Here is a 19,622-nt window from a genome sequence, read left to right on the forward strand (position 1 = left end):
AGTCACCCCCTGGTGGGGGTTGTCCCTGCCGAGCAGAAGTAGCACGCTCGGCTGTGAGTCCGATCACGGTCGCTCCGGGGTCGGTCCGTGACAATCGAATGACCGGCCGCTCCCGAACGACCCCGGACCAGCGCGGGGTTTCTCTTGCTTTTGGAGGCCTGATGCGCATCACCGTCACCGTCGACGGCACCAGCTACACAGACGACGTCGAACCCCGGACCCTGCTCGTGCACCACCTGCGCGAACGGGTCGGGAAGGTAGGCACCGTGGTCGGTTGCGACACCAGCAACTGCGGGGCCTGCACCGTCCACCTCGACGGGCACAGCGTGAAATCCTGTTCGGTCCTCGCGGTCCAGGCCGACGGCTGCGAGGTCACCACGATCGAGGGACTGGCCCGCGACGGCGAACTGCATCCGGTGCAGAAGGCCTTCCACGAGAATCACGCGCTCCAGTGCGGTTTCTGCACTCCCGGCATGATCATGCAGTCGATCGACCTGCTCGCCGACAATCCCGATCCGGACGAGAAGGCCGTCCGGGAAGGACTCGAAGGCAACCTGTGCCGCTGCACGGGGTACCAGAACATCGTCCGCGCGGTCCGCGACGCCGCCCACCAGATGCGGCCCGGCGCCGGCCCGGAAGCCGAGCGGCTCGCCTCGGACACCGCCTCCCGTGTCGGCGCGGGTGGTGAGTGATGACCTCCACGATCGAACCGGAGGTCGGCAAGGCCCGCCGCCGCAAGGAGGACGAGCGCCTCATCACCGGCAGGACCCGCTGGACCGACAACCTCACGCTCCCCGGGATGCTGCATCTCGCGGTCCTCCGCAGCCCGTTCGCGCACGCCAAGATCGTCTCGATCGACGTCACCGAGGCCAAGTCCGCGCCGGGTGTCGTCGCGGTGTTCACCGGGAAGGACCTCGACCCGGAAAGCGCCATCGGCATGCCGTGCGCGTGGCCGATCACCCCGGACATGAAGTCGCCGAGGCGGCCCATCCTCGCTTCGGAGACGGTGAACTTCGCCGGTGAGGGGGTCGCGGTGGTCGTCGCCCGGACGTCGGCCGAAGCGCATGACGCGCTCGAAGCGATCGACGTCGACTACGACGAACTGCCGGTCGTCCTCGGTCTCGAAAACGCGCTCGCCGAGGGCGCGCCGCTGGTGCACGAGGAGCTCGGCACCAACCAGAACGCGGTCTGGGTCTTCGATTCCGCCGATGCGGGAACGGGTTCCAGCGTCGAAGACGCGATCTCGAACGCAGAGAAGTCGGGGATCGTGCTCAAACGGCGGTTCCGCCAGCAGCGGCTGGTACCGGCTTTCATGGAACCGCGCGCGTGCGTCGTCGACCCGACAGGCAGCCAGCTGGTCATGTGGTCGGCCACCCAGGTCCCGCACATCCTCAAGACGATGACCGCGGCCACGCTCGGCCTCCCCGAGCACAAGGTGCGGGTGATCGCGCCGGACGTCGGCGGCGGATTCGGCGGAAAGATCGCCGTCCTGCCCGAAGAGATGATGTCGACGCTGATCGCGCGGCGGCTCGGCAAACCGGTCAAGTGGACGGAGTCCCGGTCGGAGACGATGGTCGCCGCGCACCACGGCCGCGACCAGATCCAGGACCTCACCATCACCGCGAACCGCGACGGCACGGTGACCGGCCTCAAGGTCGAACTGCTCGCCGACATGGGCGCGTATCTCGGCCTCGTCGGCCCCGGCGTGCCGATCCTGGGCGCGTTCATGTTCAACGCGATCTACAAGTTCCCGGCGTACCACTTCGCCTGCACCAACGTGTTCACCACCACCACGCTCACCGACGCCTATCGCGGCGCCGGGCGGCCGGAGGCCACGTTCGGGATCGAGCGGATCATGGACGAGCTCGCCGTCGAACTCGGCATGGACCCGATGGAGCTGCGCGAGAAGAACTGGATCAAGCACGAGGAGTTCCCGTTCACCACGGTGGCCGGGCTGACCTACGACACGGGCAACTACGAGGCCGCCACCGGCAAGGCCAAGGAACTCTTCGACTACGACGGCCTCCGCCGTGAGCAGAAGGAGCGCCGGGATTCGGGCGACCCGGTCCAGCTCGGCATCGGCATCTCGACGTTCACCGAGATGTGCGGTCTCGCGCCGTCGCGGGTGCTCGGCTCGCTGGACTACGCGGCGGGCGGCTGGGAGCACGCGGAGATCCGGGTGCTGCCCACCGGCAAGATCGAGGTGATCACCGGCGCCTCCGCGCACGGCCAGGGCCACGAGACGGCGTGGAGCCAGATCGTCGCCGACAAACTCGGCGTCCCGTTCGAGGACATCGAGGTCATCCACGGCGACACCCAGTCCTCGCACAAGGGCATGGACACCTACGGCTCCCGGTCCCTGGTGGTCGGCGGCGTCGCGGTGGTCAACGCGGCGGACAAGGTGCTCGCCAAGGCCAAGCCGATCGCGGCGCATCTGATGGAGTGCGCCGAGGACGACCTCGAATTCTCGGCGGGCAAGTTCTCGGTCAAGGGCACGGATTCCGCGACGTCCATCCAGGACATCGCGTGGGCCGTGTTCTCGGCGCACAACCTGCCGGACGGCGTCGAACCCTCGCTGGATTCGTCGGACACGTTCGATCCGGAGAACTTCTCCTTCCCGCACGGCACGCATCTGTGCGCGGCCGAGGTCGACACCGAGACCGGGCGCGTGCGGTTGCGCTCCTACGTCTGTGTCGACGACGTCGGCGTGGTCGTCAACCCGCTGATCGTCGAAGGCCAGGTGCACGGCGGGCTCGCGCAGGGCATCGCGCAGGCACTGTTCGAGGAGGCCGTCCACGACGAAGGCGGGACGCTGACCACCGGCACGTTCGCCGACTACCTCCTGCCGTCGGCGGCGGATCTGCCCAGCTTCACCACCGACCGCACCGAGACACCGTCGACGACGAACCCGTTGGGCGCCAAGGGAGTCGGCGAGGCGGGCACGATCGCGTCGACCCCGGCGGTGGTCAACGCCGTCATCGACGCCGTCCGGCACTTCGGGGTGAACGACATCGAAATGCCGTTGACCCCGATGCGGGTCTGGCACGCCATCCGGTACGGGTCGGCCGCCGCGGGCGGGCTGGGTTCCGAGGCCGGTGGCGGTCTCGGTTCGATCGACGCCACCGGAGGTGCCCAGTGATCCCGGCCCCGTTCGACTACGTCGCTCCATCCACAGTGGACGAAGCGGTGGTCGCCCTCGCCGAAGCGGGCGAGGATGCCAAGGTGCTGGCGGGTGGGCAGAGCCTGCTGCCGGTGCTGCGGATGCGGCTCGCCACGCCGACAACGCTGGTCGACCTCGGGAAGGTCGGCGAGCTGCGCGGTGTCCGCGAAGACGGCGACGTGCTGGTCATCGGCTCGATGACCACGCATTACGACGTCCAGCGGGACGCGCTGGTCGCCGAGCACGCCGCGCTGCTCAAGGCCGCCACCGACACGGTGGCCGATCCGCAGATCCGCCATCGCGGCACGTTCGGCGGCGCCATCGCGCACGCCGATCCCGCCGGTGACCTGCTGGCTCCCGTCCTCGCGCTCGGCTGCGAACTCGTCGTCGCCGGTCCGGGCGGGCGGCGGACGGTCGCCGCGGCGGACTTCTTCCAGGACATGTTCACCACCGCGCTCGCCGCGGACGAACTCCTGGTCGAGGTCCGCGTGCCGAAGCACACCGGCTGGCGCGCCCACTACGAGAAGTTCAACCGGGTCGCGCAGGCGTGGTCGATGGTCGCGGTCGCGGCCTGCGTCCGCACCGAGGCGGGCACCATCGAGGAGGCGCGGGTCGCGCTCACCAACATGGGCTCGACACCGGTGCGGGCGGCGGCGGTCGAGGCGGCTTTGGTCGGCTGCGCGGCCACCGCCGACGCGATCCGCGGCGCGGCCGAACACGCGGCCGAGGGCACGAACCCGACGGCCGACGGCAACTCCGATGTCGAATACCGGCAGCACCTCGCGCGGGTGCTGACCGGCCGGGCGGTCCTCGCCGCCGCAGGGTCCTAGAAAGCAGGGTCCCAGAGAGAAGGGAGGTCGGCCCGTGCGGCTCGACCACGCGTTCACCGTTCCCGCCCCGGTCGACGAGGTCTGGAAGGCCGTCGTCGACCCGGAGCGGGTGGCGCCGTGCATGCCGGGTGCCACCGTCACCGAAGTCGACGGGGACGCCTTCAAAGGCACGGTGAAGGTCAAGCTCGGGCCGATCTCCCTGCTCTACAAGGGATCCGGCCATTTCGTCGAGAAGGACGCCGAAGCCAGGAAGGTGGTGATCAAGGCTTCCGGCAAGGACGCGCGCGGAGCGGGTACGGCGTCGGCGACGGTGACGCTCACCCTGTCCGAGAAGGGCGGTGTCACCCACGGCGCCGTCGCCACGGAACTGGCCGTCACCGGTAAGCCGGCGCAGTTCGGGCGCGGGATGATCTCCGAGGTCGGCGGCAAGATCCTCGACTCGTTCGCGGACTGCCTGTCCGGCAAGCTCGCCACCACGCCCGAACCCGAGAAGCCCGAAACCCCGGAACGTCCGCCGTTGAAAGCGGTCAAGCCCGCGGCGGAGGGCGAGGCCATCGACCTGATGGAGTACGCGGGCGATTCCGTGGTCAAACGGGTGGGGCCGGTGCTGGTGGCGCTCGCCGGGGTCCTCCTGATCGTCGCGATCGTGCGGGCACTGAAACGCTGACTGTGACCCAGCCCGCGAAATAGCCGGGGCCCGTCACCGTTGAACCCGGTATGAAGGCGGATCACGAAGTCGACGTGGCGGTGATCGGGGCAGGCCAGGCCGGTCTGTCGGCGGCGTATCACCTGCGCCGCGCGGGATTCGCCAACGAGGCGGGTTTCGTCGTGCTCGACCACGGCAAACGACCCGGCGGCGCGTGGCAGTACCGCTGGCCTTCGCTGCTCGTGGAGAAGGTCCACGGCATCTACGACCTCCCCGGGATGGCCTTCGGCACCCCGGATCCGAAACTGCCCGCCGCCGACGTCGTCTCCGAGTACTTCGGCCGCTTCGAGCGCACCTACGACCTTCCGGTCCATCGCCCCGTCGACGTCCTGTCGGTGAGCGCCGAGGGCGATCGGCTGGTCGTGGCGAGCGCGGCGGAGACCTGGGCCGCCCGCGCGGTGATCAGCGCGACAGGCACCTGGGACAGGCCGTTCTGGCCGTACTACCCGGGCCAGGAGACCTTCCGCGGCCGCCAGGTGCACACCGCCGGCTACACCGGCGTCGGGGACTTCCGCGGCAAGCGTGTGGTCGTGGTCGGTGGCGGCGCGTCGGCCGTGCAGCTGCTGCTGGAGATCGCGCCCTTCGCGCACTCGACGCGCTGGGTGACCCGGCGTCCACCGGTCTGGCGCGACGAGCCGTTCAGCGAGGACTGGGGCCGCGAGGCCGTCGCGAAGGTCGACAGGCGGGTCCGCGAGGGCCTGCCGCCGGAAAGCGTCGTCAGCGTGACCGATCTGGCGGTTACGCCCGAGGTGAGGGCGGGGCTGGAAGCGGGAATCCTCGACCGCCATCCGATGTTCGAGCGGATCACCCCGGACGGCGTGGTGTGGGCGGACGGCACCTTCGAACCCGCCGACATCATCCTGTGGGCCACCGGTTTCCGGGCCGCCATCGACCATCTCGCCCCGCTGCGCCTGCGCGCGCCAGGCGGCGGGATCCGGATGGACGGCACCCGCGTCGTCGCCGAACCACGGCTGCACCTGATCGGCTACGGCCCGTCCGCCAGCACCGTCGGCGCGAACCGGGCGGGCCGGACGGCCGTCACCGAGATCCGGCGCCTGCTCGGACGCTGAGGTCGTCGAGGATCCCGGCCAGCTCGGCGGGCCGCCGGAAGAACCCGGCGTGACTGCTTTCGAGCTCACGGACGTCGAACGGGTTGTCCGGGGTGAGCGCGTCGCCCTCGGCGATGTAGAGCTCCTGGGCGGCGAGCGGCATGGAGCGGTCCTTGGTCAGTTTGACGAAGGTGCGCGGGATCCGGCCCCAGGAGTCCTTGTCGGCGCGCAGGTCCCATTCGGGCCCGGTCAGCCAGAACAGCTCGTCCGGCTGACTGGTGACGACGACCTGGAGGAACTGCTCCTCGGTGAGTTCACCGGAGATGGCGTCCCGCAGTGCGGCCCGCTGCGCGCGGCCGGCACCACGCCAGTTGATCCGGATGAAGCCCTGGCGCGTCGGGTCGCCGACCAAGAGCGGCGCCGTCGCGGGGAAAAGCGCGGACGACGACCACGCGGGCAGCGCCGGGTACTCGCCGGGGTGGCGCTCCACCGGGCACTGGGCGGCGATGTAGACGAGCCGGTCGATCAGTTCGGGGATCGCGTTGGCGGCGGCGGTGACCGGGAGCCCGCCGAAGCTGTGCGCGACCAGGACGACCGGGCCGTGATGACGTACCCGCTGGACGGCGTCGACGACCTGCCCGATCAAGGCGTCCGCGGTCACGCCGCTCATGGCCGACGGCTCGGCCGCGAAGGTTTCGAGGTCCTGTTCGTAGTAGGCCCGCGTGAATCCCGCGCCCCGGCCGGGGAGATCGAGCGCGAGCGTCCGATGCCCGCGTGACGCCATCTCCCGCTGGGTGGCCGACCAGGCGTGGGCGGAACTTCCCGAACCGTGCACGAAGACGAAAGTGGGAATCATGTCTTCGAGTGTGGCGGATCCGGGCACGCCAGGAGAGAACCTCGGCACCAAAGGGCGGAAAAGAATGATCGGCGGGGCGCGCGGTTCGTTTTCCCTTTCGTTTACCGGTGACTGGGAATCGCGTTTTCACCAGGGAATCCGGCTCTCTCGTTTGTCAGGAAAATTCCGGTCGGGGAACTTTCGGGCTGTTCTCGTTCCGGCCCGTATCTCGGGATCCCCCGGGTCGCTCCTGTGCTTCGTGGTTCACGAGCAGCGCGTCGACACGGCGCGCGGCCGCGGAATTCGTATCGGGGGATGGCTTTGCCAGGGGAAAAGATTATGACGTCTGTCGACAACGGCACATCGGTTCATCACGTCCGGTCCGGCACCTGCCTGCCGGAGCTGCTCGGGCACTGGGCGGGAACGCGGCCGGAAGCGGTCGCCGTCGTCGACGGCGACCGCGAATTGACCTTTCGCGGACTCGAAGAAGCGAGTGCGGAGCTGGCCGCGCACCTCGCCGGTCTGGGGATCGTGGCGAACGATCCCGTCGGCCTTTACGTCGAGCCTTCCGTGGATCTGATGGTCGGCGCGTGGGGCATTCTCGCGTCCGGTGCCGCTTATCTGCCGTTGTCGCCGGAGTACCCGGAAGACCGGCTGCGGTACATGCTCGAAGACAGCGGTACCGGCGTCGTCGTCACCCAGCCGCACCTCGCCGGACGGCTCGCCGGGCTGGTACCCGCCGGAACGCGGATCGTGTCGGTGGCCGACGTCCGCGGCGCGAACGGCGAGGCCCCGCGCGGGCCCCGGCCGGACTCGCTCGCCTACGTCATCTACACCTCCGGCAGCACCGGAAAGCCGAAGGGCGTGATGATCGAGCACCACAGTGTCGTGTCCCAGATGCGCTGGCTGCAGGCCTGCGGTCACCTGGACGCGAGCGTCACGGTGCTGCAGAAGACGCCGATGAGTTTCGACGCCGCGCAATGGGAGATCCTGGCGCCCGCCGCGGGCGCCCGCGTGGTGATGAGCGCGCCGGGAAGTTTCCGTGACCCCGAAGCCCTGATCCACACGGTGCTCGCGCACGACGTCACCACCCTGCAGTGCGTTCCGACGCTGCTGCAGGCCTTGCTCGACACGGAACGCTTCGCGACCTGCACGACGGTGCGGAAGCTGTTCTCCGGCGGAGAGGCGCTTTCCCGCCAGCTGGCCAGGGAACTCGCCCGTGAGCTGCCGTCGGCGCGGCTGGTCAACCTCTACGGGCCGACCGAATGCACGATCAACGCGACCGCCCACGTCGTCGACCCGGACACGATCGGCGAGGGCGCCGGGACGGTCTCGATCGGCGTGCCCGTCGACAACACCCAGTGCTTCGTGCTCGACGCCGCGCTCGCCCCGGTCGACATCGGGGAGACGGGCGAGCTGTACATCGGCGGTGTCCAGCTGGCCCGCGGCTACCTGAACCGGCCCGAGCAGACGAGCGAGAAGTTCGTGCCGAACCCGTTCATACCGACCGAACGGCTGTACCGCACCGGGGATCTCGCCTACTGGAACCCCGACGGCACCCTCCAGTTCGTCGGCCGCGCCGACAACCAGGTCAAGCTGCGCGGCTACCGCGTCGAGCTGGACGAGATCGCGGTGGCGATCGAGGACCACACGTGGGTGCGCCGTGCGGCGGCGGTGGTGACCGACGACGCGCGGACCGGGTCGAAGGCGCTGGTGGCCTGCGTGGAGCTGAATCCGCGCGAAGCCGCGGTGATGGATCAGGGCAACCACGGCGGGCACCATCAGTCGAAGGCCAGCAAACTGCAGGTCAAGGCACAGCTTTCGGCTCCGGGCGTGCGCGCCGATCTCGCGGGCCGTCCCGTCGTCGCGCTGGAGGGCAAGCGGGAAACCGGCCGGCAGCGGCAGGAAGTCTTCGCTCGCAAGACCTATCGCTACTACGAGGGCGGTGCCGTCACCCGCGACGACCTCATCGCGCTCCTGAACCCTGGCCCGGCCGGCACGCACTCCCGGGAGCCCGGTGAACTCGCGTTCGCCGAACTGGGCGAGCTGCTGCGCTGGTTCGGCCGGTTCCAGAGCGACGAACGCCTGCTGCCGAAGTACTCCTACGCCTCGCCGGGCGCGCTGTACGCGACGCAGCTGTACCTGGAGACCAGCGGTCTCGACGGCCTCGGCGCCGGGATCTACTACTACCACCCGATCGACCACACGCTGGTCCTGATCGGCGCGAGCACGGGTGCCGGGCATTCGGTGCACTTCATCGGCCGCACCGGGGCCATCGAACCGGTCTACAAGAACAACATCCGTGAGGTCCTCGAGTTCGAGGCCGGCCATATGGTCGGCGTGTTCGAGGACATCCTGCCCGGATACGGCCTCACGATCAGCCCGTCGGGGTTCGACCCCGCGGTGGCGGCTCGCGTCGGCGCCGCCGCCGAAGACCACTACCTCGGCACGTTCTCCTTGCGCGCCAACGACGGCGAACCGGGCCGGGACGACATCGAGCTGTTCGTGCAAGCCCATCCGGGGCGGGTCGAGGGACTGCCCGCCGGCACCTACCGCTGGCGGAACGGGGATTTCGAGCGCGTCTCCGGCAAGCTGATCGAGGCCAAGCACGTGATCGCGATCAACCAGCAGGTGTACGGACGCGCGGCCTTCGGCATCACCGCGGTCAGCCGGGCCGCCGACGAGTGGCTCGAGTACGTCGGTCTCGGCACGAAGCTGCATCATCTGCAGCGCAACGGCGCGGGGTTCGGCTTCATGTCCTCGGGCTACAGCTCGAAGAGCGGTAACCCGTTGCCCGCCGCCCGGCGGATCGACGACATCCTCGCCGGGCAGGGGATCGCGCCCGGGCCGTCGTACTTCTTCGTCGGCGGCAAGGTGAGCCCGGAGCAGGCGCGCAGCGAAGGGATGCGCGAAGACGCCGTGCACATGAAGGGCCCGGCGGAGATCATCCGGGACGAACTCGCGGCCACGCTGCCCGACTACATGATCCCCAACCGGGTGCTGGTGCTGGACGAACTGCCGTTGACCGCCAACGGGAAGGTCGACGCGCACGCGCTGGCGGCGGCGGACACCGTCCGCTCGGCGAGCGGCGGCACACCGTACGTCGCACCCTCGACGAGCCACGAGCGGTGGCTGGCCGGGGTGTGGGGCAAGGCGCTGAAGTACGACGACGTCTCGGCGCGGGACGACTTCTTCGCCGCCGGCGGCAACTCGCTGACCGCGGTCTCCCTGGTGAACCGGATCAACCGCGAGTACGGCACGCGGTTGCCGCTGCAGGTCGTCTTCGAGTGCCCGAAACTGGCCGATCTGGCCGCCCGGATCGGCGAGGACTCCGCCAAGCCGTCGTCGCGGCTGGTGCCCTTGGCGGCGGGCGGCGGCGACCCGGTGTTCTGCTGGCCCGGCCTCGGCGGCTATCCGATGAACCTACGGCTGCTGGCTTCGGAAAGCGGTCTGGCACGGCCTTTCTATGGCGTGCAGGCGCACGGGATCAACAACGGCGAAACGCCGTACGCCACCGTCGAGGAGATGGCGAAGGCCGACGTCGCCGAGATCCGGCGCGTCCAGCCGGAGGGCCCGTACACGCTGTGGGGGTACTCGTTCGGCGCGCGGGTCGCGTTCGAAACGGCGTGGCAGCTGGAACAGCAGGGGCAGCGGGTGGCCGACCTGCTGCTGATCTGCCCGGGCAACCCCGAGATCGAGGGCGGCGGGGAGCGCGTGGCGAGCTACACGAACCCGGCGTACCTGACGATCCTGCTGTCGGTCTTCCTCGGGTCGATCTCCGGGCCGGAACCCTTGGCGTGCCTGGAGACCGTCCGCGACGAAGACGGATTCGTGGCCTTCGTGGCGACGCTGCTGCCCGCCCTCGGCGAACCGCTCATACGGCGCATCGTCCGGATCGTCGAGGAGACCTACGAATTCGACTACACCTTCCGTGAACTCGCACGGCGGCGGATCGCGGCGCGAGTGACCCTGTTCAAGGCCGACGGCGATGACTACTCGTTCGTCGAGAACAGCTCCGGGTACTCGGCAACGCCGCCGGAGGTGGTCACGCTCGAAGGCGATCACTACAGCGTTCTCAAGGAACAAGGGGTCGCCGAACTGGTAACGGCGATCCGTGCCCGGCTCGAACCCCTCTGAGCTAAGGAGAACCACCAGTGCCCGACTCCCTCGGTCCCCGCCTCAAGGTCGGCGTCGTCGTCCCGTCCACCAACACCTCGGCCCAGCCGGAACTGGACGCGCTGCGCCCCGACGGCGTCACCAACCACACCGGCCGGATGGCCATCGACGACGACCCGATGGTCGACGAGCCCGGGTTCGACCACGTCATGCACAGCATCCGGCGGTCGACGCGGCCGGCGATCCGGAGCGTCACCGGCTGCGAACCCGACTGCGTGATCATCGGGGTGTCGCCGGAAAGCTATTGGGAGGGAAAGGATTCGCATGGCAGCGTGCTCGACGCGATGCGGGACGCCGCCGGTGGCCGCCCGGTGACGATGAGCCCGGACGCGATCAACGCCGCGCTCGCCGCGCACGGCGCCCGCCGGATCGCGGTCATCACGCCGTACCTGCCGGTCGGCGACGACTCGGTGAGCCGCTTCTTCGACGACAGCGGCTACGACCTGCTGAACCTCCAGGGCCTCGGCATGCCGAGCCCGGCCAAGATCTCCCACGTCACCGAGACCGAACTCCGGGAGGCGGTCAAGGAGATCGACAACGCCGACGTCGAAGCCATCGTCCAGGTCGGCACCAACGTCGCCATGGCCCGGCTCGCGGCGGCCGCCGAGTTCTGGCTCGGCAAACCGGTCATCTCGAACAACGTCGTCCTGTACTGGCACGCCCTGCGCCGCAACGGCATCGCCGACCGGGTGCGCGGGTTCGGCTCCCTGCTCTCGGAGCATTGAACGCCCGGTATTTGACTGATCGTTACAGAACGTGCGATGCTGGCGGCATGCCCCGTCCCAAGGGATTCGATCCCACCGAGGCGCTGGACGCCGCGGTCGGCACGTTCTGGCGCAAGGGATACGCGGCGACGTCGGCCCAGGACCTGGTCGACGGCACCGGCCTGGGCAGGGGCAGCCTGTACAACACGTTTTCGAGCAAGCAGCAGCTGTTCAAGGAGGCGCTGCGCCGCTATGAGGAAACGTCCGCCACCCGGGTGGAGGAGATGCTGGTCGCCCCGGGAACCATCCGGGAGCGGATCCGCCGCGTGCTGATGGACGTGGTCCACGACGAGATGGACACCTCGGCCACGCATCGCGGCTGCCTGGCAGTCAACGCCGCCCTGGAACTCGGCGGCATCGACGACGAGGTCACCGCCCGCATCCGCCACAACTTCGAGCGGGTGGAGAACGCGTTCCACGTCGAGTTCGCCGCCGCCCGGCAGGCGGGCGAGATCGGCGCGGGCCGGGATCCGCGGGCGCTGGCGCGGTTCACCCTCGCCGCGATGTACGGCCTGCGGGTGCTGGGCAAGACCGCGGACCGGCAGGCACTCACCCAAGTCGTCGAAACCACCATCGAGGCGTTCTGATGTTCCAGGTTTCGTAAGAAGCCCCCGCGTTCGCGCGGATTCCCTTCGTGCTCGTTCTTTAACGAGCATTCCACTCACGACGGCAAACAGACGACGGCAAGGAGCTGAAGGCAAGTCATGACGGAAACCGTCGCGGTGCTCGGCACCGGAATCATCGGCGCCCCTGTGGCCCGCAACCTGAGCAAGGCCGGGTTCGCGGTCCGGGCCTGGAACCGCACCGCGGCCAAGGCCGAGGCCCTCGCCGGGGACGGTGTCCGGGTCGCGACGAGCGCCGCGGAAGCCGCCGAGGGCGCTCCGGTCGTGATCACGGTCCTCACGGACGGCCCGGCGGTCTTGGCGGCGATCCGCGCGGCCGCCCCCGCCGCAGGCACGATCTGGGTTCAGCTCAGCACCGTCGGTGAGGCTGTCGACGAGCTGATCGCGTACGCCGACGAGCAGGGCCTCATCTTTGTCGACGCGCCTGTCCAAGGCACCCGCCAGCCCGCCGAACTGGGTCAGCTGATCGTGCTGGCGGCGGGCGCGCCCGCCGCGCGCGAGACCGTCCAGCCGCTGTTCGACACGATCGGCAAGCGCACGCTGTGGGTCGGCGAAGACGGCCGCACCGGCGCGGCGAGCCGGCTCAAGCTGGTGCTGAACACCTGGGTGATCACCTTGACCCACGGCGTCGGCGAGGCACTCGCGCTGGCCGAAGGACTCGGTGTCGACCCGCGGCACTTCGTGGACGTCGTCACCGGCGGCCCGATGGACAACGGCTACTTCCAGGCCAAATCCGCCGCGATCCTCAAGAACGACTACACCACCGCCTTCTCGGTCGACAACGCCGAGAAGGACGCCCGGCTGGTGCTCGAAGCCGCGGCCCGCGCGGGTGTCCGGATGGACGCCGTCGAGGCCGGGCAGGCCCGCTTCGCCCGCGCGTCCGAAGCCGGGCACGGAGATGAAGACATGGCGGCCGGCTACTTCGCCAGCTTTGACAAATAGGGCGGGGGTCGGCGCGGCCGCGTCCAGCCCACTGGACGCGGCCGCGCTCTAACTCTTCCCAGCCCTAGCCCTTCACATACCGCACCTGCCCCGACTTCCCGTGCTCGAAGCCTTCCCGGCCGGAAAGGTGCTCCGGGACGCCGACCTCCCACCAAGCGCCGGCTTCGGTCCACGAGCTCGGCTGCGTCCGCACCACGACCACCGCCGGTCGCTTCTCGGCCACCGCGGCTTCCCGCGCCTTCGCGTAGGCCGCCCGCACGGCGTCCACAGTGGACGCTGTGAACACCGCGCACCCCAGCGACTCCGCGTGCTTCGCGAAGTCGACCCGAGGTGGTGAGGCGTGCGCGCTCCGGCAGTCGGCGAGGAAGTTGTTGAACGGCTTCCCGCCCTGGCCCTCCTGCAGACGGGCGATGACCGCGAAGCCGTCGTTGTCGCAGACCACCGCGACGAAGGGATGCCCGGCGAAGGCGGCCGAGAACAGCTCCGAATTCAGCATCAGGTACGAACCGTCGCCGAGCATCGTGGTGACCAGACCGCCGGTGTGCGCCATCGCCGCGCCCCACGCGCCCGCGAGTTCGTACCCCATGCACGAGAAGCCGTACTCGACGTCCATGCTGATCGATCCCGATCCGCGCCAGCCGCCGATCAGTTCTCCCGGCATCCCGCCGGACGCGGTCATCACGTAGTCCTGAGGCTCGGAGAGGTCGTTGACAGCGCCGACGACCTGGGCGTAGGTCGGGACCTCGCCGGAAGCGGTACGCAATGCGTCGATGTGCGCGTCCCATCGGCCGCGCTCCGCCGCCGCGCGCTCCGTCCACAGAGGATCGACCTGCCAGCTCTCCAGTTGGGCGGCCAGATCCGTGAGACCCGCCTCGGCGTCGCCCACCACGGCCAGCGCGCCGTGCTTGACCGCGTCGAACCGGGCCGCGTTCAGCGTGATCAGCCGGACGTCGGGCGAGAACACCGTCCAGGACGCCGTGGTGAAGTCCTGCAGGCGGGTGCCGACGGCCAGCACGACGTCGGCCTCGGCGGCCAGGACGTTCGCGGACGCCGAGCCGGTGACGCCCAGCGGCCCGGCGTGCAGCGGATGGCCGTGCGGGACCAGGGTGCGCCCGGCCGTGGTTTCGGTGACCGGGATGCCATGCCGCTCGGCGAAGGCCAGCGCCCGCTCACCGGCACCGGAGTACCGGACCCCGCCCCCGAGCACCAGCAACGGCTTCCGCGCCGACCGCAGTACCCCCGCCGCTTCGGTGAGGGCCCGGCGATCGGGCCGCGGGCGCGGCGGGCGATGGGTCACCGGCTCGAAAAGCGAGTCCGGGAAGTCGTAGGTCTCCACCTGGACGTCCTGCGGCAGCGCCAGCGTCACCGGGCCCGCGTCGGCCGGGTCGGTCAGCACCCTGGCGACCTGCGGCAGCGTCGAAAGCAGCTGCTCGGGCCGGGTGATCCGGTCGAAGTACCGGCTCACCGCGCGGAAGGCGTCGTTGACCGTGGCCGTCGGATCGCCGAAATGCTCCACCTGCTGCAGGACCGGATCCGGGGCCCGGCTGGTGAAGGTGTCGCCGGGGAGCAGCAGCACCGGCAGCCGGTTGGCGTGCGCGACCCCGGCCGCGGTGACCATGTTCAGCGCACCGGGACCGATCGACGACGTCACCACGCCGACTTGGCGGCGGTGGGTCGCCTTGGCGTAGCCGACCGCGGCGAGCGCCATGCCCTGCTCGGTCTGCCCGCGCCACAGGGGAAGCTCGTCTCGGTGCTCCTCCAGTGCGGTACCGAGACCGAGGACGTTGCCGTGCCCGAAGATCGCGAACACCCCGGGGAACAGCGGGACTTCCCGCCCGTCCAGGGTCTCCGACCGTTGCGCGAGCAGCCAGCGCACCAAGGCCTGTGCCGTGGTCAGCTTCATGACACCCGTCCTTCGGGACTCGTGACCGGGCAGCGTGGATCGAGTTCCAGGTCGTTCCACGTTTCACGGATCCAACCGTGCGCCGGGTCGTCGCAGAAGGCCATCGACCGCTCTTCGGCGGGCCCCGCCAGGACGTTCAGGTAGTACATCGGATAGCCCGGCGCGGCGACGCAAGGACCGTGATAGCCGCGCGGGATCAGGAAGACGTCGCCGTCCCGGACAGCGACGTCCTCGTCCAGTTCGCCATCCGAGGTGTACGTCCGGTGAAGGCCGAACCCTTCGCGCGAAGTCGTCACGCCGTCGCGTCCCGCGACGCGGAAGTAGTAGATCTCCTCGTTGACGACCTCGCAGTCGGATGCCTCGTCGTGTTTGTGCGGCGGGTACGACGACCAGTTGCCGCCGGGGGTGATCAGCTCGCACGCGTTGAGCTTGTCCGCGTGGTCCCAGACACCGGGCACGCCGAAGTTGGTGACCTGTCTCGTCGCCTGCCCCGCTCCGCGTACCTCGACAGGCACGTTCTCGGCCGGTCCGTAGCGCGGTTCGAGACGACGGGAGCAGCGCGCCATCGGCAACGCGACCTCGATGCCTCCGGTTGTCGACAACTCGACTTCGGCGTCGCGTGGCACGTAGGCGAAGTCCGTGACCCGGGTGAACACGGAGTCCCGCCCCGCGAGGTCGAAGACCTGCCCGTCGACCCGGACGGTGCACGCCCCCGCCAGCGGCAGCACGAACGCTTCGAACTCGCCGGTGCGCACGACCCTGGACTCACCGGCGGCCAGCGAGAGAACCCTCAGGCCGCTGTAGGTCCAGCCCGCCGAGTCCGGGGTGAGCCGGACCGGGTCCCGCTCGTCCGAAAGCGTCCCGAACCGGCGGTGCAGCTTGCTCACAGCAACTCCTCGATCTCGTCGGCGGTGGGCATGGCGTCGGCGCAGGCCAGCCGGGAGGCGACGAGCGCGCCCGCCGCGTTGGCATAGGCGGCGATGCGCACCGGATCCCAGCCGGACAGCAGACCGTGGATCAGCGCGCCGCCGAAACCGTCCCCGGCGCCGAGCCCGCAGACGACGTCGACCCGCTGGGGAGGCACGGTCCACCGGCCCTCGGCGGTGGCCACCAGCACTCCCTCCGCGCCCTTCTTGATCACCGCCAGCGCGACACCCCTGGCCAGCATCCGGGACGCGGCCTCGTCGGGGTCCGCCGTGCCGACGGCGACCTCCGCCTCGGTGCGGTTGCCGACCGCGACCGTGACGTGGTCGAGCATCCAGCCGATCTCCTCACGCGCGGTTTCGGTGTCCGGCCAGAACATCGGCCGGAAGTCGAGGTCCAGCACGGTGTGTGCCCGGCGTCCACGCCGCTGGAGCATCTTGCGCTGGGTGCCGCGGGCCGGTTCGACGGAGACACCGGTCCCGGTGACCCACAGCAGCGGCACCGTTTCCACCACGTCCCACGGCACGTCGACCTCGTTGAGGGTCAGATCCGGCGCGATGGGGGACCGGTAGAACAGCAGCGGAGGGTCCGCCGGCGGGTCCAGCGCGCAGAACACCACCGGTGTCTGCAGCCCCGCCGACGTCCCGACGTGCTCGGGGGACACGCCGAACTCCCGCAGCGCCTGCCGGACGTAGTCGCCGAAGCCGTCCGGGCCGACCTTCGTCAGCACCGACGTCGAGCGGCCGAGCCGCGCGGCGGCGACCGCGACGTTGGTCGCGGTGCCGCCGAGCGACTTGGCGAAAGTGCTGACCCCGGCCAGCGGCACGCCGCTCTGCTCGGGGTAGAGGTCCACCCCGACGCGGCCGACGGTCAGTGCTTCGAGAGCGGTCATGAAGGGGACTCCGCGGCTCGCAATTCGTGTTCGAGGGCTTCCAGTTCGGCGCCGCCCGCCATCTGCCGGGTCAGTTCGGCCAGGTCGATCTCGGACTTCTCGTAGGCGCCGAGCGGCGCGCCCCGTTTGAGCAGCAGGAAGCGATCGGCCACCGGATACGCGTGATGCGGGTTGTGCGTGATCAGCACGACGCCGAGCCCGCGGTCACGGGCCTGCGCGACGTACTTGAGCACGACACCGGCCTGCTTCACGCCCAGCGCGGCTGTCGGCTCGTCGAGGATCAGCACCTTCGCGCCGAAGTGCACCGCCCGCGCGATGGCGACGCACTGCCGCTCGCCACCGGACAAGGTGCCGACAGGCTGCTCGACGTCACGCAGGTCGATGCCCATGTCGGACAACGCCTTCTTGGTCGTCTCGCGGCCCTTCTTCCGGTCCAGCGCCCGGAACGGGCCGAAGCCGACCGTCGGTTCGGAGCCGAGGAAGAAGTTCCGCCACACGCTCATCAACGGCACGACCGCCAGGTCCTGGTACACCGTCGCGATGCCGCGATCGAGTGCCTCGCGTGGCGACGCGAACTTGACCGGCTCGCCCTCGACGAGGAACTCGCCCTTGTCGTGCTGGTGGACCCCGGCCAGGATCTTGATCAACGTGGACTTGCCGGCGCCGTTGTCGCCGAGTACGCAGGTCACCTCGCCGGCGTTGACCACGGTGGAGACGTCGCGCAGCGCGATCACGCTGCCGTAGGTCTTGCCGACCGCTTTGACCGAGAGCAGCTCTTCGGCTTGGCTGTGGCTCATCGCCGTACCCTTTCCGCGCGCCGCCGGAAGGCGTTGTTGACCAGGACCGCGGACAGCAGCATCACCCCGAGGAACAGCATGAACCAGTCGCTGTCCCAGCGGGCGAACACGATGCCCTGCCGCGCCATGCCGAAGATCAGCGCGCCGATCGCGGCGCCGATCGCCGAACCGAACCCGCCGGTCAGCAGGCAGCCGCCGATCACGGCCGCGATGATGTACTGGAACTCCAGCCCGATGCCCTGGTTCGCCTGGACGCTCGCGAACCGCAGGATGTTGATCGAACCGACCAGCCACGCGGCGAGCGCGGTGGTCATGAACAGCATGATCTTGGTGCGCACCACCGGGACCCCGACCGCGCGGGAACTCTGCGCGTTGCCGCCGACGGCGAAGATCCAGTTGCCGAAGCGGGTCCGCACCAGCAGCCAGGCCGCCAGCACGGCGAACCCGATCCACCAGGCGATGGAGATCTGGAACGCGGTCCCGCCGATGTCCACTGTGGACGCGAAGACGAAACCGGCGGACTCGTAGCCGTCGGTCGAGCGCATTCCGGAGACCTGGACGGTACCGGTGACCAGCCGCGTGACGCCGAGGTTGAGCCCTTGCAGCGCCAGGAACGTGCCCAGGGTGACGATGAAGCTGGGCAGCCCGGTGCGCATCACCAGCCAGCCGTTGAACGCGCCGACCGCGAGGGCGAAGACCAGCGACGCGAACAGCGCGAGCCAGACGTTCCAGCCGGCCTCCGTCGCCAGTGTCGCGGTGACGAGCGCGGTGGAGGCCGTCATCACGCCCGCCGAAAGGTCGAACTCGCCGCCGATCATCAGCAGGGACACGGCGACCGCCATGATGCCGAGTGTCGAGGCGTCGTCCAGCCAGGTCGCCACGCCGCTGCCGCTGAAGAACTGGTCGGTGACGACGGTGAAGAACAGGAAGACGACGACGGCGCCGAGCAGCGAGCCGATCTCGGGCCGGACGACCAGCCTGTCGAGCAGCCTCGGTTTCGCGATCCGTTCGTCGAGGGTGGTGGTTGTCATCGCGTGCCCCTTTGCACGTACTGGCCGACGGTGTCCACAGTGGATTTGTCGACCAGGTCGGGCCCGGTGAGCACCGGCTTCCCGCCGCCGACGACGTTCGCGTTGTCCCGGTAGAGCTTGAGGAACTGCACCGGGAGATAGCCCTGCTCGTACTGCTGCTGGTCGACGGCGAAGACCACTTCGCCCGCCTTGATCGCGCCGACGACGTCGGTGTTCAGGTCGAACGTGCCGACCTGCGCCGCCGAGCCGACCGCCTTGATCGCGCTCACCGCCCGCGCGGCGACCTGTGAGTTCAGCGTCAGGACGGCGTCGAGGGAGGAGTCCGTCTGCACGGCGCCCCTGATCCGGGATTCGGCGTCGGTGGGGTTGCTGATGTCGACCTGAAGGGTCTGCACGTCGCCCGCGAAGCCGGTCTTGGCGCCGTCGCAGCGCTGGGCCTGCCCGACGTTGCCCGCCTCGTGGACCACGCAGAGCAGCTTCTTCTTGCCGAGCTCCCTGAACTTCTTCCCGGCCTCCTCGCCGGCGATGGTCTCGTTCTGCCCGACATGGGTGAGCGCACCGTAGCCCGCGCTCTTGTCCTCACCGGAGTTGATGGTGATGACCGGGATCCCCGCGCGGACCGCGTTCTCGATCGAGGTCTTGAGCGCCTCCGGGTTCGCCATGGACACCACCAGCCCGCCGACCTGCTGGGCGACCGCGTTGTCGATCAGCTTGGCCTGGTTTCCGGGGTCCCCGTCGGAGTTGTACTCGACCTGGACGTCGAGTTGCCTGCCCGCCTCCTCGGCGCCGTTCTTGACCACGTTCCAGAACGCGTCGCCCGCCGTGCCGTGCGAGATGACCGCGACCCGCAACGGCCCACTGGGCTGGGTCTTCACCGGGCCCGCGCCCGCGGCGGGTTTCTCCTCGGCCTTCGGCCCGGTGCACGCGGACAGGAGCAACAGCCCCGCCACGACCACCAAAGCTTTCCTCAAGCGATGGGACATCGTCGTC

At 69.7% G+C, this 19,622-nt stretch carries 16 protein-coding genes; 9 read left to right on the top strand and 7 right to left on the bottom strand.

Annotated elements, in window-relative coordinates; all coding sequences use genetic code 11:
- Nucleotides 1-161 precede the first annotated feature (161 nt).
- The 5 genes from ACFOSH_RS31210 to ACFOSH_RS31230 are packed head-to-tail and all read left to right on the top strand — an operon-like array spanning nucleotide 162 to nucleotide 5,766.
- Complete coding sequence (locus ACFOSH_RS31210; protein ID WP_037303592.1) at nucleotides 162-692, top strand: (2Fe-2S)-binding protein; 531 nt, start codon at nucleotides 162-164, stop codon at nucleotides 690-692.
- Nucleotides 692-3,139 (top strand): xanthine dehydrogenase family protein molybdopterin-binding subunit, encoded by a 2,448-nt coding sequence (locus ACFOSH_RS31215; protein ID WP_378242977.1) that lies wholly within the window; start codon nucleotides 692-694, stop codon nucleotides 3,137-3,139. The genes ACFOSH_RS31210 and ACFOSH_RS31215 overlap by 1 nt, the downstream gene beginning before the upstream one ends.
- Entirely contained in the window at nucleotides 3,136-3,990 is an 855-nt protein-coding gene (locus ACFOSH_RS31220) for an FAD binding domain-containing protein (protein ID WP_378242979.1), read from the top strand. The genes ACFOSH_RS31215 and ACFOSH_RS31220 overlap by 4 nt, the downstream gene beginning before the upstream one ends.
- A 34-nt stretch (nucleotides 3,991-4,024) precedes the next feature.
- Nucleotides 4,025-4,657, top strand: a complete 633-nt coding sequence (locus tag ACFOSH_RS31225; RefSeq protein ID WP_378242981.1) for an SRPBCC family protein — start codon at nucleotides 4,025-4,027, stop codon at nucleotides 4,655-4,657.
- 50 nt (nucleotides 4,658-4,707) lie between these two features.
- Nucleotides 4,708-5,766 (top strand): NAD(P)-binding domain-containing protein, encoded by a 1,059-nt coding sequence (locus tag ACFOSH_RS31230; protein ID WP_378242983.1) that lies wholly within the window; start codon nucleotides 4,708-4,710, stop codon nucleotides 5,764-5,766.
- Here ACFOSH_RS31230 and ACFOSH_RS31235 read toward each other — a convergent pair.
- The gene (locus tag ACFOSH_RS31235) at nucleotides 5,735-6,601 is read right to left on the bottom strand and encodes an alpha/beta hydrolase (RefSeq protein ID WP_378242985.1); all 867 of its coding nucleotides are present in this window, start codon (nucleotides 6,599-6,601) and stop codon (nucleotides 5,735-5,737) included. The genes ACFOSH_RS31230 and ACFOSH_RS31235 overlap by 32 nt on opposite strands.
- A 318-nt stretch (nucleotides 6,602-6,919) precedes the next feature.
- Here ACFOSH_RS31235 and ACFOSH_RS31240 point away from each other — a divergent pair, with 318 nt between their 5' ends.
- The 4 genes from ACFOSH_RS31240 to ACFOSH_RS31255 all read left to right on the top strand — a co-directional run bounded on the left by ACFOSH_RS31240 (nucleotide 6,920) and on the right by ACFOSH_RS31255 (nucleotide 13,085).
- Entirely contained in the window at nucleotides 6,920-10,717 is a 3,798-nt protein-coding gene (locus tag ACFOSH_RS31240; protein WP_378242987.1) for a non-ribosomal peptide synthetase family protein, read from the top strand.
- A 17-nt stretch (nucleotides 10,718-10,734) separates the two neighbouring features.
- The gene (locus tag ACFOSH_RS31245; protein ID WP_378242989.1) at nucleotides 10,735-11,481 is read left to right on the top strand and encodes a maleate cis-trans isomerase family protein; all 747 of its coding nucleotides are present in this window, start codon (nucleotides 10,735-10,737) and stop codon (nucleotides 11,479-11,481) included.
- A gap of 47 nt (nucleotides 11,482-11,528) precedes the next feature.
- Nucleotides 11,529-12,107: a TetR/AcrR family transcriptional regulator gene (locus tag ACFOSH_RS31250; protein WP_378242991.1), complete on the top strand. Its 579-nt coding sequence runs from the start codon at nucleotides 11,529-11,531 to the stop codon at nucleotides 12,105-12,107.
- A 117-nt stretch (nucleotides 12,108-12,224) separates the two neighbouring features.
- On the top strand, nucleotides 12,225-13,085 hold the full coding sequence (locus ACFOSH_RS31255; protein WP_378242993.1) for an NAD(P)-dependent oxidoreductase: 861 nt from the start codon (nucleotides 12,225-12,227) through the stop codon (nucleotides 13,083-13,085).
- 64 nt (nucleotides 13,086-13,149) lie between these two features.
- Here the strand turns inward: ACFOSH_RS31255 and iolD are convergent, their stop codons facing one another.
- The 6 genes from iolD to ACFOSH_RS31285 are packed head-to-tail and all read right to left on the bottom strand — an operon-like array spanning nucleotide 13,150 to nucleotide 19,615.
- Complete coding sequence (iolD, locus tag ACFOSH_RS31260; protein ID WP_378242995.1) at nucleotides 13,150-14,988, bottom strand: 3D-(3,5/4)-trihydroxycyclohexane-1,2-dione acylhydrolase (decyclizing); 1,839 nt, start codon at nucleotides 14,986-14,988, stop codon at nucleotides 13,150-13,152.
- A complete protein-coding gene (gene iolB, locus ACFOSH_RS31265; RefSeq protein ID WP_378242997.1) occupies nucleotides 14,985-15,875 on the bottom strand; it encodes a 5-deoxy-glucuronate isomerase in 891 nt (296 codons plus the stop codon). Before iolB ends, iolD begins: the two co-directional genes overlap by 4 nt.
- Complete coding sequence (iolC, locus tag ACFOSH_RS31270) at nucleotides 15,872-16,804, bottom strand: 5-dehydro-2-deoxygluconokinase (RefSeq protein WP_378242999.1); 933 nt, start codon at nucleotides 16,802-16,804, stop codon at nucleotides 15,872-15,874. Before iolC ends, iolB begins: the two co-directional genes overlap by 4 nt.
- A complete protein-coding gene (locus ACFOSH_RS31275; protein WP_378243001.1) occupies nucleotides 16,801-17,601 on the bottom strand; it encodes an ATP-binding cassette domain-containing protein in 801 nt (266 codons plus the stop codon). Before ACFOSH_RS31275 ends, iolC begins: the two co-directional genes overlap by 4 nt.
- A complete protein-coding gene (locus ACFOSH_RS31280) occupies nucleotides 17,598-18,632 on the bottom strand; it encodes an ABC transporter permease (protein WP_378243003.1) in 1,035 nt (344 codons plus the stop codon). The genes ACFOSH_RS31275 and ACFOSH_RS31280 overlap by 4 nt, the downstream gene beginning before the upstream one ends.
- Complete coding sequence (locus ACFOSH_RS31285) at nucleotides 18,629-19,615, bottom strand: sugar ABC transporter substrate-binding protein (RefSeq protein ID WP_378243005.1); 987 nt, start codon at nucleotides 19,613-19,615, stop codon at nucleotides 18,629-18,631. Before ACFOSH_RS31285 ends, ACFOSH_RS31280 begins: the two co-directional genes overlap by 4 nt.
- Between the last annotated feature and the right edge of the window lie 7 nt (nucleotides 19,616-19,622).

It is taken from the genome of Amycolatopsis speibonae (assembly GCF_042647925.1).
In the GTDB taxonomy this organism is placed as follows: domain Bacteria; phylum Actinomycetota; class Actinomycetes; order Mycobacteriales; family Pseudonocardiaceae; genus Amycolatopsis; species Amycolatopsis speibonae.

What these genes read in the sequence shown, in the direction of transcription:
- ACFOSH_RS31210 (WP_037303592.1), top strand. Translation starts at nt 162, where the DNA reads ATGCGCATCACCGTCACCGTCGACGGCACCAGCTACACAGACGACGTC.
- ACFOSH_RS31215 (WP_378242977.1), top strand. Translation starts at nt 692, where the DNA reads ATGACCTCCACGATCGAACCGGAGGTCGGCAAGGCCCGCCGCCGCAAG.
- ACFOSH_RS31230 (WP_378242983.1), top strand. Translation starts at nt 4,708, where the DNA reads ATGAAGGCGGATCACGAAGTCGACGTGGCGGTGATCGGGGCAGGCCAG.
- ACFOSH_RS31235 (WP_378242985.1), bottom strand. Translation starts at nt 6,601, where the DNA reads ATGATTCCCACTTTCGTCTTCGTGCACGGTTCGGGAAGTTCCGCCCAC.
- ACFOSH_RS31240 (WP_378242987.1), top strand. Translation starts at nt 6,920, where the DNA reads ATGACGTCTGTCGACAACGGCACATCGGTTCATCACGTCCGGTCCGGC.
- ACFOSH_RS31250 (WP_378242991.1), top strand. Translation starts at nt 11,529, where the DNA reads ATGCCCCGTCCCAAGGGATTCGATCCCACCGAGGCGCTGGACGCCGCG.
- ACFOSH_RS31255 (WP_378242993.1), top strand. Translation starts at nt 12,225, where the DNA reads ATGACGGAAACCGTCGCGGTGCTCGGCACCGGAATCATCGGCGCCCCT.
- iolD (WP_378242995.1), bottom strand. Translation starts at nt 14,988, where the DNA reads ATGAAGCTGACCACGGCACAGGCCTTGGTGCGCTGGCTGCTCGCGCAA.
- iolC (WP_378242999.1), bottom strand. Translation starts at nt 16,804, where the DNA reads ATGACCGCTCTCGAAGCACTGACCGTCGGCCGCGTCGGGGTGGACCTC.
- ACFOSH_RS31275 (WP_378243001.1), bottom strand. Translation starts at nt 17,601, where the DNA reads ATGAGCCACAGCCAAGCCGAAGAGCTGCTCTCGGTCAAAGCGGTCGGC.
- ACFOSH_RS31280 (WP_378243003.1), bottom strand. Translation starts at nt 18,632, where the DNA reads ATGACAACCACCACCCTCGACGAACGGATCGCGAAACCGAGGCTGCTC.
- ACFOSH_RS31285 (WP_378243005.1), bottom strand. Translation starts at nt 19,615, where the DNA reads ATGTCCCATCGCTTGAGGAAAGCTTTGGTGGTCGTGGCGGGGCTGTTG.